Here is a 15,265-nt window from a genome sequence, read left to right as displayed (position 1 = left end):
GGTTACTAACGCTTACATGCAGAAAAAGATCATTTAGGAGAACTCATGTCAAACAACCCATCTCGTCGCGAACTCGCGAACGCCATCCGAGCGTTAAGCATGGATGCGGTACAAAAAGCGAAATCCGGCCATCCCGGCGCACCGATGGGCATGGCAGACATTGCTCAGGTTTTGTGGGGAGATGTGCTGAAACACAACCCGACCAACCCTGATTGGGCAAACCGTGATCGCTTCGTGTTATCTAATGGGCATGGCTCCATGTTGATCTATTCGTTGCTACATTTAACTGGCTACGATTTGTCCATTGATGATCTCAAACAGTTCAGACAGTTGCACTCTAAAACCCCAGGGCATCCTGAATATGGTTATGCGCCTGGCGTTGAAACGACAACGGGCCCACTGGGGCAGGGCATCACCAATGCCGTGGGTATGGCGATTGCTGAAAAATCGCTGGCTGCCCAATTCAATCGTGACCAATATCCGATTGTTGATCATTACACCTACGCTTTTTTAGGTGACGGCTGTTTGATGGAAGGGATTTCTCATGAGGCGTGTTCGCTGGCAGGCACATTAGGTCTGGGCAAGTTAATCGCGTTTTGGGATGACAACGGTATTTCGATCGATGGTGAAGTTGAAGGCTGGTTTACCGATGACACAGCGGCACGCTTCAAAGCCTACGGTTGGCAGGTGATTGATGGTGTTGATGGGCACGACTCCGAACAAGTTTCCAATGCGATTGAAAAAGCCCGCGCAAACAAAGCTCAGCCAACCCTGATTTGTTGTAAAACGGTGATTGGGTTTGGCTCACCCAATAAACAAGGCACTGAATCTTGTCACGGTGCGCCCTTGGGTGACGACGAAATTACCGCTACGCGCGAGGCTCTCGGCTGGCAGCATGACGCATTTGATATTCCAGAATCGATTTATGCAGGGTGGAGTGCGCTGGAAAAGGGGCAGGTTAATGAAGCGGAATGGAACGCGTTGTTTGATGCCTATGCGAAAGAGCATCCTGAATTAGCCAGCGAATTTACGCGCCGCCAGCGCAATGAGTTACCGGCTGATTGGGCTGAAAAGTCGAACGCGTATATTGCTCAGTTACAAGCCAACCCTGAGAACGTCGCAACGCGTAAAGCCTCACAGAATGCGCTGAATGCCTACGGTCCGTTGTTACCCGAGTTTTTGGGCGGTTCGGCAGATTTGGCTGGCTCAAACCTTACGCTATGGTCGGGCAGTCAGCCGTTGACCGCCAAGGATGCCTCTGGCAACTACATTTATTACGGCGTGCGCGAATTCGCAATGTCGGCGATCATGAACGGTATCGCGTTGCACGGTGGGTTTAAAGCCTACGGTGCTACCTTCCTGATGTTTATGGAATACGCGCGCAATGCAGTGCGTATGGCTGCGATCATGAAGCTTCCTTGCGTGTTTGTGTATACGCATGATTCGATTGGTTTGGGTGAAGACGGCCCAACCCATCAGCCTGTTGAGCAATTGGTTGCGCTGCGCGCAACGCCTAATCTCGACAACTGGCGTCCGTGCGATCAGGTCGAGTCAGCCGTTGCGTGGAAGGCAGCCATTGAACGCACTGACGGGCCAAGCACCTTGATCTTTACCCGTCAAGGGTTGCCGCAGCAAACGCGTGACCAACAACAAGTAGACAATATTGCGCGCGGTGCTTATGTGCTAAAAGACACCAAGGCAACGCCCGATTTGATTTTGATCGCCACCGGTTCGGAAGTCGAATTGGCGATGCAGGCAGCAGACACGCTCGATAAGCAGGGCCATCAGGTTCGCGTCGTTTCGATGCCGTGTATGGATGTGTTCGAACAGCAAACCGCTGAGTACCGCGAATCAGTTCTGCCACGAGCCGTCACTAAGCGTGTCGCGGTGGAGGCGTTGAGCAAAGATACCTGGTATAAGTACGTTGGGCTTGACGGTGCCATTGTTGGCATGGATACCTTTGGCGAGTCAGCGCCAGCAGGCGACTTGTTCAAGCATTTCAACATCACTGCTGAAGCAGTGGTTGACGCTGCATTGTCGCTGTAGCGAATGCCTGCACTGCGTGTTGCTATCAACGGCTTTGGCCGAGTAGGTCGGAACGTGTTGCGCGCCCTGTATGAAACAGGGCGTAACAACGATATTCACATTGTTGCGATCAACGAACTCGCGGATCCTGAGGGCATTGCGCACTTACTGAAATACGACACGGCGCATGGCCGTTTTCATCTTCCTGTAAAACGCGACAACGGCGATTTACTGGTTGCTGATGATCGCATTCGTTTATTGCATGAAGCAGACCCAAGCCAGCTACCGTGGGATGAGCTAGACGTGGACATTGTGCTGGAGTGCTCTGGCGCGTTTATCAGCCGCAATGACATTGCTCAGCACTTGCACGCTGGCGCCGGCAAAGTCTTATTGTCGCAACCGGGCGAGCCCGACATGGATGCGACCATTATCTTTGGCGTTAACGATCACGAGTTGTTGCCAGATCACAAATTGGTGTCAAACGGCAGTTGTACCACCAACTGTATCGTGCCGGTCATCAGAACTCTTGATGCGGCGTTTTCAGTGGAAAGCGGCACCATAACCACTATTCATTCATCGATGCATGATCAACAAGTGATTGATGCATACCACCCTGACTTGCGCCGAACCCGCGCAGCAAGCCAATCCATTATTCCCGTTGACACGCGTTTAGCGGTGGGTATTGAGCGTATTTTGCCGCACTTCGCTGGAAAGTTTGAGGCGATAGCGGTGCGTGTTCCAACCATCAATGTGACCGCCATGGACTTAAGTGTCACGGTGGAAAAAAGTGTTAACATAGCGCAAGTCAATCAAGCGATACAGGCAGCGTGCCAAGGGCGTTTAACGACGATTCTCAGTTATACAGAAGAGCCGCTGGTGTCGGTCGACTTCAATCACGACCCGCATTCGTGCATTGTCGACGGCACGCAAACCCGAGTCAGTCACAAACACCTTGTTAAGATGCTCGTGTGGTGCGACAACGAATGGGGTTTCGCCAATCGAATGATCGATACGGCACTTGCCATGCATCAAACCAATTTTCATTAGGGAGCTACGTAATGACGTCCATCACACACTCAATCAAAACACTGGCTGACTTTGATGTAAGCAATAAACGCGTTTTGATCCGTCAAGACCTCAATGTGCCCGTGAAAGACGGCAAAGTAACCTCTGATGCGCGTATTAAAGCATCTATACCTACACTGAAGCAGGCATTGAGTGCCGGTGCCGCAGTGATGGTTATGTCGCACCTGGGTCGCCCAACAGAAGGGCAGGTTGAAGCGGCGTATTCACTTCAACCTGTGGTCGATTATTTAAGCGAAGCCTTAGAGGCTCCGGTGTTGTTAGCAAAAGACTATTTAAACGGCGTAGACGCGCCTGTCGGCAGTGTTACCGTGCTGGAAAACGTGCGATTTAACATCGGTGAGAAGAACGATGACGATGCGCTAGCCAAACAGTACGCCGCATTGTGCGATTTGTTTGTGATGGACGCGTTTGGCACCGCTCATCGCGCTCAGGCTTCTACCCACGGCGTTGCGAAGTTTGCCAAAGACGCCTGTGCAGGGCCATTATTGGCGGGTGAATTAGATGCCTTAGGTAAGGCGCTAGATAACCCAGCACGCCCTTTAGTCGCTATTGTGGGCGGTTCAAAGGTATCGACCAAACTGACGGTATTGGAGTCGTTATCCACCAAAGTTGATCAGCTTATTGTTGGTGGCGGCATTGCCAATACCTTTATTGCTGCGCAAGGCCATGATGTCGGGAAATCGCTGGTTGAAATGGATTTGGTACCAGAAGCGAAGCGTTTGATTGAGCAGGCTCAGGCGCAAGGGGGAGATATCCCTGTGCCGACAGATGTGGTCACCGGTACGGAATTTTCTGAGCAAGCCTCAGCGACTACGAAAGGCGTTGAAGACGTCACCGCCGACGACATGATTTTTGATATTGGCCCGGATTCAGCGGCGCATTTGGTGAAGGTGCTGGAACAGGCGGGTACCATTGTATGGAATGGCCCTGTGGGCGTGTTTGAGTTTGACCAGTTTGGCGCAGGTACGCAGGCAATTGCTCAGGCAATCGCCAACAGCAATGCATTTTCGATTGCTGGTGGTGGCGATACGCTAGCGGCAGTCGACAAGTACGGTATAGCTGATAAAGTATCGTATATTTCCACGGGTGGTGGTGCATTTTTAGAGTTTTTGGAGGGCAAGACTTTGCCCGCCGTTGCCATATTGGCAAGCAAGTACGCATAATAACAATAACATCTTATTACCCTACGTGCCCCTCAGGGCAAAATAAAAGGAGTCGCGAAAATGGCATCTAACGCCCAATTGGCAATGCTAGACAAGATCAGAAATAACACCGGTTTCATTGCTGCTTTGGATCAGAGCGGCGGTAGCACGCCCAAAGCGCTTAAACTTTATGGTGTGGATGAATCGGCTTACGCCAACGATGATGAAATGTTCGCCGCTGTGCATGCAATGCGCACTCGGATTGTCACGGCGCAGGCATTTAATGGTCATCGCGTGCTGGGTGCAATTTTGTTCGAGAACACCTTGGACAGAGAAATTGCAGGCAAATCCTCTGCACGCTATCTTTGGGAAGAAAAGCAGGTAGTGCCATTTTTAAAAGTGGACAAGGGGTTGGCTGACGAACAGCATGGTGCTCAGATGATGAAGCCAATGCCCGGTTTGGATGCGCTGCTGGCAAAAGCCAATGCGCAAGACGTATTTGGAACCAAAATGCGTTCTGTGGTGAAAATGGCAAATCATGACGGTATTAAAGCCGTGGTAGAGCAACAGTTTGACGTTGGTAAGCAAATTATCGCGGCGGGTCTAGTGCCCATCATCGAGCCGGAAGTTGACATTCACAGCCCGCAGAAAGCCGAGGCTGAGGCTCTGTTAAAGCTCGAAATTCTGACTCAACTGAACCTGTTAGACGCTGATCAACAGGTTATGCTCAAATTAACATTGCCCGAACAAGCAAACTTTTATCGTGAATTGATTGAGCATCCGAATGTGCTGAAAGTGGTTGCATTGTCAGGCGGCTATTCGCGCGATGATGCGAATCAGAAGCTCAGCGAAAACCACGGTATGATCGCCAGCTTTTCGCGAGCGTTGACTGAGGGGGTTTCTGCACAGCAATCCGACGAACAGTTTAACGCCACGCTTGATGCCACGATTGAAAGCATCTACCAAGCGTCGCGCACGTAAGTACTTACTCGCCGCTACACCCTCTTGTAGCGGCGAGTAACAATACCCATAAGTGCTTAGCTGAGCCTAAATTCGCCGACCTCAATGTCAATCGTTTGAAATACCATTCCAGTAAATTTATCGGCTGCCATTAGTCTTAATCGGCCTTGCGAGATAAATGCCTATAGCAGCACAATGGCATACGCGCTAACGGAACGAAAACTCGATATCGAGCGCCTTGAGGTAGTGACTTTCCTGCAGTAAATCGGCTTCAAATATCGGTTTGTTGTCTAACCATTGTGGCTCGAAGGTGAGGTGAACATGGTTCTCCGTTACCGCTAAGTCAAAAGCAGATAAAAAACCAACTTGGCGTTTTAAGTTTAATAATGCGGCAAGGCGCAATAGCACGATGAGCTTATACACTGTGTCTGTTGCATATTGGTCAAATTCAGGAATATCGTCGCGGCGGATCTTTTTACGTTGATACCGTACTAACGTGGACAATAGCAACTGCTGTTCCTGATTAAACCCTGGCATATCAACATTTTGCAATATGTAAGCGCCGTGACGTTGTAGGCGACGGGAGTTAATTTGCAGGCCCACTTCATGTAGCAATGCTGCCCAACTCAGCATACTTCGCGCCTCAGTGGCATCGAGCTGCCAGGCATCATTACAGGCGTCAAACAACGTAAGTGCAGTGGTATGTACCAAGGTGGCCTGTTCGGTGTCAACATCGTAGCGGGTCGCGAGACTTTGCGCAGTGCGCCCACGAATATCAGCATGTACCAAAGCATCACTCATTTGATACAGCACGCCCTCACGCAACGCGGCTGGGGAAAACTGCATAGAGGTCACATTAAGGCTTTTGAACGCGCCAATGAGTATTGCCAAACCGGCAGCGAGTACGGGGCGACGATCTTCACTGAGGTCTGGAAAATCCAATGCATCAGTATGTTTGGCATCGATGCACTTTTTCATCAAATCTTTCAGCTGTTTCAGCGTTACTGGTGCGTCTTTTTCAGCATTTTCCTGACATAAAGCGATGATGGTTTTGATCGTACCCGACGTACCGATACAATCCTGCCAGCCGAGCCGAATGTATTTGTCTTCGATGAGCTCTAACGCCTGTTGGGCGGCGGTAATGGCTTTATTGAACGCTTTTGCCTTTAACTCGCCCTGAGGAAAAAAGCGCGTGGTATAACTGACGCAACCCATTTGCACACTGCGGCACAGCTTCGCCTGAAAGCCTTCGCCAATAATAAACTCCGTTGAGCCACCACCAATGTCAATCACCAAGCGTTGCCCATCAGAATGCGACGTATGCGCAACCCCACTGTAAATCAGCCGTGCTTCTTCTGTACCGGAAATAACCTCAACGGGGTAGGGTAAAATCTGTCGTGAGCGGGCAATGAACTTACTCGCGTTATTCGCTTTACGCAGTGTGTGCGTTGCCACAATTCGCACCGAATCTGGTTCGAAACCTTTCAGGCTTTCGGCGATAATTGCCATGGTATCCAAACCGCGCTGGATGGCTTCTTCGCTTAACTTGTTGCCCACTAAACCTTCCGCGAGGCGCACTTTTTGTTTGACGCGATGCACAATTTGCACCGAGCCAGCAACAATGCGTGCTACCACCAAATGAAAGCTGTTTGAGCCAATATCCAACGCGGCCACTTTTTTCACATCGCGGGTTTCAATATCGCTTAACACGGTATCACTGGGGGTCATATTTCTCTTCTTTTTTGAGCAGGTAATCGTACAACTCGACTTGCGAACGGAGTTTTTTACGATTACCGCGTTTTACGTAGCGATTTTGTTGTAATGCATCAATTTCGCGCGCTTTGAGAGTATCCTGGAATTGGATCTCGAGCATATCGACAATTTCTTTGATCAGCGTCTGGTCGTATATCGGGCAACCCACTTCGATACGATTATCCATATTGCGTGTCATCCAATCGGCTGACGAAATAAATACCTTTTTATCGCCGCCATTTTCAAACACCATCACACGAGGGTGCTCCAAGAAGCGGTCCACTACGCTGATGATATGAATATTCTCGCTCAAGCCTTTCACCCCTGGAATGAGTGAGCACATGCCTCTAACAATGCCGCGAATTTTGACACCAGCCTGACCGGCTCGATACAGATCATCAATCAGCTCTTTATCGACGAGATTGTTGATTTTAAAGGTTATCTCTCCGCGTGAACCTTGATTGAGGTGCTGAATTTCCGAGCGAATAAGCGACTGGATTTTGGTACGCGCATTCAAGGGTGAAATTTGCAGATGCTGAAACTTGTAGCGGCGGTACGGGTAGTTGATTAAATCAAATACGCTGACGGCTTCTTCAGCAAGCTCTTGATTGCGCGTGAAAAGGCTAAAGTCAGTATAGATTTTGGCGGTTTTCTCGTTAAAGTTACCAGTGCCAAAGTGCGCGTAATGAACCAACTGATTCTTTTCTTCACGACTCACAACACAGAGCTTACTGTGGATCTTTAGGGTCGGGATCCCAAGCACTACCCGAATACCCGCATCAGTCATCGTTTTCGACCAACCAATATTAGCTTCTTCATCAAAGCGTGCGCGCAACTCAACCACAACAGTGACTTTTTTACCATTGTCGACAGCGTCAATCAGTGAATTGATAATCCGAGAATTGCTGGCAACACGGTAAATATTGATGCGAATGGCTTTGACACTGGGGTCAAACGCGGCCTGCCGCACGAATTCAGTGACGTGCAAAAAGCGATGATAGGGGTAATACAGCAGAATATCGTTTGCGCTGATCGCGTCGAAAACGGTGTCGTGCTGCGAGAATGCTCTGGCATCGATGGCGGGGAGCGGAGGGTGCTCTAAGTAGTCTCGGCCCACGTTAGGGAAACCAATGAAATCTTTAAAGTTCCGGTAATGGCCGGCCGCTAGCACAGTATCTAACCGACTAATTTTCAAACGCTTACGCAAATCCTTAGCCATATCCGCGGGCATTTCAGAGTCGTGTATCACGCGCACTGGCTCGGCAATCATGCGTTGCTTCATGCTTTCAGACATTTTTTCAACGTAACTTTCGTCAATCTCGTCGTTGATGCGATATTCAGCATCGCGCGTCAGTTTAAACGAGAACGCTTCCAGCGAGTCAAATTTAATAAATCCGCGAAAAATATCGTCAAGGCATAGTTGGATGACATCGTCGATCAAAATGATGTGCTTTTTCTTACGGCTTTTTTCCGGTGGTATCACGATAAAGCGCGACATTTCGCTGGTGGGAATTTGGATTGCCGCGTAACGGGTGGTACGGCCCTCTCGACGTATCGCCACATAAAGATACACCGAGGTACCATTAAGCCGGTCAAGTAATTTGGTTTTACTGTCGATGAGGATCGGTGCGATATGACGCAGAATTTTGTTTTTGAAGAACGCTTTTAACCACGTGGCCTGATACGGGTTAATCGTATTGTGGCGCACAATAAAAATATTGTAACGTGCCAGCGTTTTTTCAATATCACGATGAATTTCATTAAATTTATCGCTTAAGGTCAGCACTTTGGCTTGTATATCCGCCATCAGTTGGGTTTGCCTGGCGGCCTCTGCATCGTCGCCTTCGTTCAGTGCGATCGTAATAAATCGTTTCACGTCGGCAGCGCGAACGCGGTAAAACTCGTCGAGATTATTGGAATAAATCCCCAAAAAGCGAATTCGTTCAACAATGGGGTTATTCTTATCTGCGGCTTCTTGAAGCACGCGTTCATTGAACGCAAGCCAACTTAATTCCTTGGGGTAATACAGTTCTTCGTTTTGCATAAAAAACCTAAATCAACCATACAAAAACCAAACCGACACGGGTATGGCGAGTCAATAAAGCCACAGAGCATTGCAGCCATTGATGACAGTCAAATGACAGCGTGTCGTCAGGATGTTTTTTTGAATGAAATATCCACCATCAAGTCGTTGGCAATAGATTCCAATGCTTGCTGAACATCGTCAATGTCTAAGCCATCCGGGATCGCAACCTTACACTGCGCTGTGAACATTTCACTGCCCCAATTGGGGGCGCTATTGCAGCTTGAATCGAATTCAAGAATATTGACGTTAAATTGCTGCAATATCGACGTGATCTCGCTAACGATCCCTGATTTATCATTGCCCATGATCGAGAAATACGCGGTGGTCATAGGGGGTTGCTGTGCCGTTACCGGATCCGCCGTATGCACGGTCAATCCGGGCAGCGCATTTAGCGCCTCTAGCAACGGCTCTGCTTGGTCCTGCGCGATATTAACTTCGACAAATCCTGCAAACTGGCCTGCCATGTGCGCAAAGCGGCTACTTAGCCAGTTTCCCTGATGCTGTTTAACCACTTTTGCGAGGGCATCGACGATACCCGGTTTGTCTTCTGCGAATAGGCTGATTACGAGTGATTTCATGGCTTATGGTTGACTCCATGTTATGTCAAAATGGCGATGCAACGATGGCGTCTTCCGACGACGCCATTGAATTAATGCTTGCTATTACAATAGCACGACTTACACTGCTGCAAGGCTATAATTGATAACGTTTTTTTGTTTTCGCAATGCAAACAACTTCTTCCTTGCGCCAGCGTAAGCGAGCTCGCTTCGATTTTATAGCTCAGCGCGTGGTGGTCTTTTTCGGTTGGGCCGTGCTACTCACGCTTGGCGTGCTGATTTGGCATCTCGTCAGCAATGCCCTTCCTCTGTTCAAATCACCGTCTATTCGCTATGCAGAAACACTGCACATTCCAAACGATCAAACAGTGATTGCTATCGGTGATATTGCACGAGGCGAGTTACTGATTACACGCTCACAAGATTGTAATCTGCAATTTTACACTCTTGGGGTCACGCGGGTGTTACAACGGGTTCGCAGCAGTGCGCTCGCTTGCTCAGCGCAAGTTGTCGCAACCTCTTATGCGGGGAGTACGTATGTTGCTGACTATGTTGTGGGTGGCTTGGTTAGAATTCATCAAATAGTGGGCAGTGAACGAGACACTGAACTGGTGCCCTTTTTAACCACGGCTTTGCCGTCCAACTCCGTAGAAAAGGGCTCACTGACTGTTCGCGTCGCACGGCGCTGGGTGATTGTACAGTTTACTGATGCCAACGGTAAAAACGTACTCTGGGTTGATCAACAGCGGCCGACTCGATCCTATTTACAACAGTTCAATGACGAAGCGATGATCACCCCAATGCCTTCGGCAGACGCTACGATCATTGCCACCCGCGACGGTGTCTCGTTAAGAACGTTTAATAGCGAGGTTACCCAACCCGTTACCGAACAAGGCTTTTTGAATGGGTTTCTCAGCCTGACCGAAGACCCCCGCGCTGTGTATGAAAGCCGAGAAGCCGGGCAGTTGAACAAATGGTCATTGATCAATCGTGACGGTCAGTTTCGCTTAACGCCGTTGTATCAGATCCCGCTGGCGCAGGAAGAAGCTGCCGTCAACGTCAGTGTTGATGCAAGTGTTAACCTGGGCCTCATTCTGACCAATAAGAATCGAATATTGTTGTTCAATCGGGTTACCGGTGAGGTGCTGCACCACTATGCATTGGTTGATAGACCATTGATGCTTCACTGGTTTGATGATGTGCTGTACCTAAATATGTTTAAACAAATTCAATTGTGGAACGTGAAAAATCGGGCCAGTGCATCAACGCTTTCCTCTCTTTTTGAGCCACAGCAATACACGGGTTACGCTGAGCACGAATACGTGTGGCAAACCACGAATGCGACAGATTACCAACTGTCAAAATTTAGTGTGGTGCCGCTTATCATCGGTTCTTTAAAAGCGTCATTCGTCGCACTGATGATTGCGGTTCCGCTCGCCCTGGGGGCAGCAATTTACACGGCCTTTTTCGCGCACTCGACAATTCGCAACAAAATCAAGCCTACCATTGAAATGCTTGAAGCCATTCCGTCTGTTGTGATTGGTTTTATTGCCGCGGTGTGGTTAGCGCCTATGGCGCAACAATTTTTGATAGCACTGTGTTTGTTTATCATCGTTATGCCGCTCGCACTGCTTATCGCAGCGTTTTTTCAGGCGCAATTAATTGAATCGTTTCCACACTGGCTGCGTCGCACGTTGGGCTTGCCTTTGATCTCGCTTGCAGTAGCGGGTATCGCAGCGTTGTGTATTTACCACGGGCTGGATGGCATGTTGTGGTTAAGTCAGCAGTTGAACATGCCGTTCAGTGCATGGTTGTTTGATACTCAGATAAACAAAACGACGTTGGTGGTGGCCATTGCACTGGGTATCGCCATTTCACCTACCATCTTTTCACTGGCCGAAGATGCTATTGATGCAGTACCTGATGGGATAAAAAAAGCGTCTTTCGCGTTAGGGGCGACTCGTTTGCAGACGTTAAAAAATGTGGTGCTGAAAGTCGCGTTTCCCGGCATTATTGCTGCCCTAATGCTGGGCTTTGGGCGCGCATTTGGTGAGACCATGATCGTGCTGATGGTAACCGGCAATACGCCGGTAGCGGATTGGGACTTATTCGCAGGATTGCGCGCGATGACAGCGAATCTGGCGATTGAACTGCCTGAATCTGAGGTAGGCAGCGCACATTATCGCGTGTTGTTTTTTACCGCGCTGATCTTGTTTGTGTTTACCTTTATCATTAATACGTTCGCCGAGCTCATTCGAACGCGATCACGCCAGCGGAACGCTCACTGATGCCTCGTTTGCTCAATCGCGTGTATAACCCAACGCAACGCCAGTCGCTGGCGATCAGTGCAAGCGCTTCCATGGTGGCAATTCTGCTACTGACGCTGATGAGTATCATTGGTTTTATTTTGATCCGAGGCAGCGCTTATTTCTGGCCCTTGGATATTTACACCCTAACGTACGCTAATTCGCAAACGGGTGTCACTGCCCAGGCTTTCGCGCAGATCCGAGATGAGTCCATGCGTGCGCCCTTGATCATGCAATCAGGCGAGCAAGGTGCCATTAAACAGCGCACCGAAGAGCAAAACTGGTGGCTGAGTTATGTGGTGGAAGGGCGTGTCACTCTGTCTCGGGAACTGCTAGACCCGGCGAATGTACTGTCTGTATCAAAGAATCCGAATGTCGCCGAAATTACCCTCACTAACGGCGAAACCGTATTGGCGAACCCTCTGTTTAAAACGCCCACACAAACACAACGCCAAGCACTGTCAAACCTGCAAGAAGCGCGCGTGAATGTGGATTACCTGCAGCAACAAATTGAGTCAGTAAGACGTGCGCATTTGTCCCCTATTCATGAGGAGTTAGCCGAATTTGACCGTCTTGGCGTGGCCAATGATGCGCCTGCACGAGTGCGTTTGACGCAACAGTTTTATGAACATCAGCAAACGATACAACAATATCAACAGCAACTCGCGCAATACACGCTAGAGGTGGTAGATGCGCAGGGCAATGTGTCGGTTTTGATGCTGTCAGAACTTGAACACATTGATTTTTCAAATCAACTGAATACCCTGGGGAAAGTCTGGGTCAGTGTCAGCCGAATTTGGGCGTTTCTATCGGATGAACCTAAACAGGCGAATACCGCTGGTGGCGTTTTTCCTGCTTTGTTTGGCACGATTTTGATGGTGTTATTGATGACGCTGATTGTGACGCCGTTTGGGGTACTTGCTGCTATTTATCTGAGCGAATATGCACCGAATAATCTCATGACAGCGGCATTGCGCATCGGAGTGAGCAACATGGCAGGTGTTCCCTCCATTGTGTATGGCGTATTTGGTTTAGGTTTTTTCATCTACGCCATTGGCGGTTCCATTGATAGCCTGTTCTATGCTGATAAATTACCTTCACCCACGTTTGGCGCGCCGGGTCTGTTTTGGGCATCACTCACCATGGCGTTGCTAACCTTGCCTGTTGTGGTTGTCGCCACCGAAGAAGGTTTGCAGCGCGTTCCCTCGGGTATACGGGCCAGTAGTTATGCGCTCGGTGCAACGAAAATTGAAACCATTTGGTATACTGTATTGCCGATAGCGAGCCCCGGGATCATGACTGGCGTTATCCTTGCCATCGCACGAGCGGCGGGTGAAGTCGCGCCATTAATGCTAGTGGGTGCGGTTAAGTTTGCGCCTACGCTGCCTGTCGATGGAGAATTTCCGTTTTTACACCTTGAACGTCAGTTTATGCATTTAGGCGTATTTATTTACGATGGCGCCTTCCACAGTCAGACTGACAGCCAAGGGTCGTCAATGATGTTTGCGGCCTGTTTATTGCTGCTACTGTGTGTTTTTGGACTTAACCTCATCGCCATTAATCTTCGTGCCAGGTTACGTAAACGGTATACACAAGGTGCTTAATTTCACATGCTAAATTTGTTCGAACGCGAAAAGTTAGAGCTGGAGACGCTGTCGCAGGAGCAGACAGCCATCAATGTAGAACATCTGGATTTATGGTTTGGCAACAAGCAGGTACTGGATGATGTCAGCATGCGGATCCCGAAGCATCAAATTACTGCCTTTATTGGTCAAAGTGGTTGTGGGAAATCCACGTTAATCAGCAGCTTCAATCGCATGAACGACCTGATTGATGGATGTCGATATCGCGGTTCAATCGAAATTGATGGTCGCGATATCAACCATCCACGTGAAAATGTCGCGCGCCTTAGGGCGAACGTGGGTATGGTATTCCAACGGCCGAATCCATTTCCGATGAGTATTTATGATAACGTTTGCTATGGTCTGAAACTGCAGGGAATGAACTTACGCCGCGCACTGGACGATGCGGTTGAGCAGGCGCTCAGAGACGCAGCACTGTGGGATGAAGTCAAAGACCGGTTGTTTGAGTCTGCCAATATACTTTCAGGTGGACAGCAACAACGTTTAGTGTTTGCGCGCGCGTTGGCATTGCAGCCAGAGATACTTCTGCTGGACGAGCCAACATCCGCCCTAGATCCGCTCACTACATTGTATATTGAAGAATTAATGATCAATCTCAAGAAGCGTTGTACGGTGGTGATTGTGACACATAACATGCAGCAGGCCGCGCGGGTTTCAGATTATACAGCGTTTATCAATCAGGGGCGGTTAATTGAGTACGCAGACAGCGATTCGTTATTTACCATGCCGCGTAAAAAGCAAACTGAAGACTACATTACCGGGCGCTATGGCTAACGGTTCGGTGTTAGCGGAGATTACCCATGCGACAAGTTAAACTCAATACGCACATATCAGGTAAATTCAATATCGAATTGGAAAATCTGCGAAACTCGGTGCTGACAATGGGCGGAGAGGTGGAACAGCAGATGGTCGACACACTGCGCGCCATTCGCGAAAACAATGCGGGGCTTGCCGAAAAAGTGGTGTTGAACGACTTGAAAATTAATGCCATGGAAGTGCAGATTGACGAAGAGTGTATGCGTATCATTGCCAAGAGACACCCCACGGCGAGTGATCTGCGCCTGGTGCTGACGATTTCAAAAGCCACTACTGACATCGAGCGGATCGGCGATGAAATCGAGCGCATTGCTAAGCTGGTGACTAAAAATCATGTGCCTGCCTCAGAAACGATCAAAAGCAGTATGTTAAGCATCGGTGAACATGTGGTCGCTATGATGCGAGGCACGTTCAATGCGTTTGCTCGTCAGGATGAAGTGGCTGCGCTAGACGTGTATGAACAAGACAATCGAATCGACAGACAGTACAAAAATTTGCTCACGTACACATCTCAGGAAATGCAGCAGTATCCGCAGTTTATGGAAGATTGGCTTGAAGTGCTGTGGGCGCTGCGTTCGTTAGAGCGCGTGGGTGATCGCTGCAAAAACATTTGTGAGTATGTGGTCTATCTTGCCGGTGGGGAAGATGTCAGGCATGCATCCATTGAAAGTATGCAACAAAAAATTGATGGTTTAGTTTAGAGCGTGTTGATCTTTGCGGTGCAAAAATGTACCGCAAAGATCAACACGCTCTAGGGTTCGAGCAAAACCTGACACGAAGACAAAAAAATCGGTGAATTGCACTATAGCTTCTTTGACGGTTAAGGTATCATGCGCGGCAGTTTTGGTACACGACCCCAGTGTCGTCGAAATAGTCGGTATTATGCACAAAA

Annotated in this window: 11 protein-coding genes; 8 read left to right on the top strand and 3 right to left on the bottom strand. The window is 49.1% G+C overall.

Annotated features, from left to right (window positions below; translation table 11 throughout):
- Window positions 1–45 precede the first annotated feature (45 nt).
- Genes tkt through KIU71_RS01885 form a run of 4 tightly spaced genes read left to right on the top strand, consistent with a single transcriptional unit; the run spans window position 46 to window position 5,234 of the window.
- Window positions 46–2,046, top strand: coding sequence for a transketolase (gene tkt, locus KIU71_RS01900; RefSeq protein WP_214129468.1), 2,001 nt, complete (start codon window positions 46–48; stop codon window positions 2,044–2,046).
- 3 nt (window positions 2,047–2,049) lie between these two features.
- Window positions 2,050–3,072 (top strand): erythrose-4-phosphate dehydrogenase, encoded by a 1,023-nt coding sequence (gene epd / locus KIU71_RS01895; protein ID WP_214129467.1) that lies wholly within the window; start codon window positions 2,050–2,052, stop codon window positions 3,070–3,072.
- Window positions 3,073–3,083: 11 nt separating this feature from the next.
- Window positions 3,084–4,274, top strand: a complete 1,191-nt coding sequence (locus KIU71_RS01890) for a phosphoglycerate kinase (RefSeq protein ID WP_214129466.1) — start codon at window positions 3,084–3,086, stop codon at window positions 4,272–4,274.
- A 60-nt stretch (window positions 4,275–4,334) separates the two neighbouring features.
- Window positions 4,335–5,234, top strand: coding sequence for a fructose bisphosphate aldolase (locus KIU71_RS01885; protein ID WP_214129465.1), 900 nt, complete (start codon window positions 4,335–4,337; stop codon window positions 5,232–5,234).
- 186 nt (window positions 5,235–5,420) lie between these two features.
- Here the strand turns inward: KIU71_RS01885 and ppx are convergent, their stop codons facing one another.
- From ppx to KIU71_RS01870, 3 genes are all read right to left on the bottom strand, one after another.
- Window positions 5,421–6,941, bottom strand: coding sequence for an exopolyphosphatase (ppx, locus tag KIU71_RS01880; protein ID WP_214129464.1), 1,521 nt, complete (start codon window positions 6,939–6,941; stop codon window positions 5,421–5,423).
- Entirely contained in the window at window positions 6,928–9,009 is a 2,082-nt protein-coding gene (gene ppk1 / locus KIU71_RS01875; protein ID WP_214129463.1) for a polyphosphate kinase 1, read from the bottom strand. Before ppk1 ends, ppx begins: the two co-directional genes overlap by 14 nt.
- A 107-nt stretch (window positions 9,010–9,116) precedes the next feature.
- On the bottom strand, window positions 9,117–9,629 hold the full coding sequence (locus KIU71_RS01870) for a glycine cleavage system protein R (protein WP_214129462.1): 513 nt from the start codon (window positions 9,627–9,629) through the stop codon (window positions 9,117–9,119).
- A 146-nt stretch (window positions 9,630–9,775) separates the two neighbouring features.
- Here KIU71_RS01870 and KIU71_RS01865 point away from each other — a divergent pair, with 146 nt between their 5' ends.
- From KIU71_RS01865 to phoU, 4 genes are all read left to right on the top strand, one after another.
- Window positions 9,776–11,896: an ABC transporter permease subunit gene (locus KIU71_RS01865; RefSeq protein WP_214129461.1), complete on the top strand. Its 2,121-nt coding sequence runs from the start codon at window positions 9,776–9,778 to the stop codon at window positions 11,894–11,896.
- A gap of 71 nt (window positions 11,897–11,967) precedes the next feature.
- Window positions 11,968–13,518 (top strand): phosphate ABC transporter permease PstA, encoded by a 1,551-nt coding sequence (gene pstA, locus KIU71_RS01860; RefSeq protein WP_449224072.1) that lies wholly within the window; start codon window positions 11,968–11,970, stop codon window positions 13,516–13,518.
- Between the two features lie 6 nt (window positions 13,519–13,524).
- Window positions 13,525–14,331, top strand: a complete 807-nt coding sequence (gene pstB, locus KIU71_RS01855) for a phosphate ABC transporter ATP-binding protein PstB (protein WP_214129459.1) — start codon at window positions 13,525–13,527, stop codon at window positions 14,329–14,331.
- Between the two features lie 26 nt (window positions 14,332–14,357).
- Complete coding sequence (phoU, locus tag KIU71_RS01850) at window positions 14,358–15,074, top strand: phosphate signaling complex protein PhoU (protein WP_214129458.1); 717 nt, start codon at window positions 14,358–14,360, stop codon at window positions 15,072–15,074.
- Window positions 15,075–15,265 lie beyond the last annotated feature (191 nt).

Origin of the sequence: Alteromonas oceanisediminis (assembly GCF_018474025.1) — a bacterium.
In the GTDB taxonomy this organism is placed as follows: domain Bacteria; phylum Pseudomonadota; class Gammaproteobacteria; order Enterobacterales; family Alteromonadaceae; genus Alteromonas_E; species Alteromonas_E oceanisediminis.
This window is presented reverse-complemented; position numbering and strand designations above follow the sequence as displayed.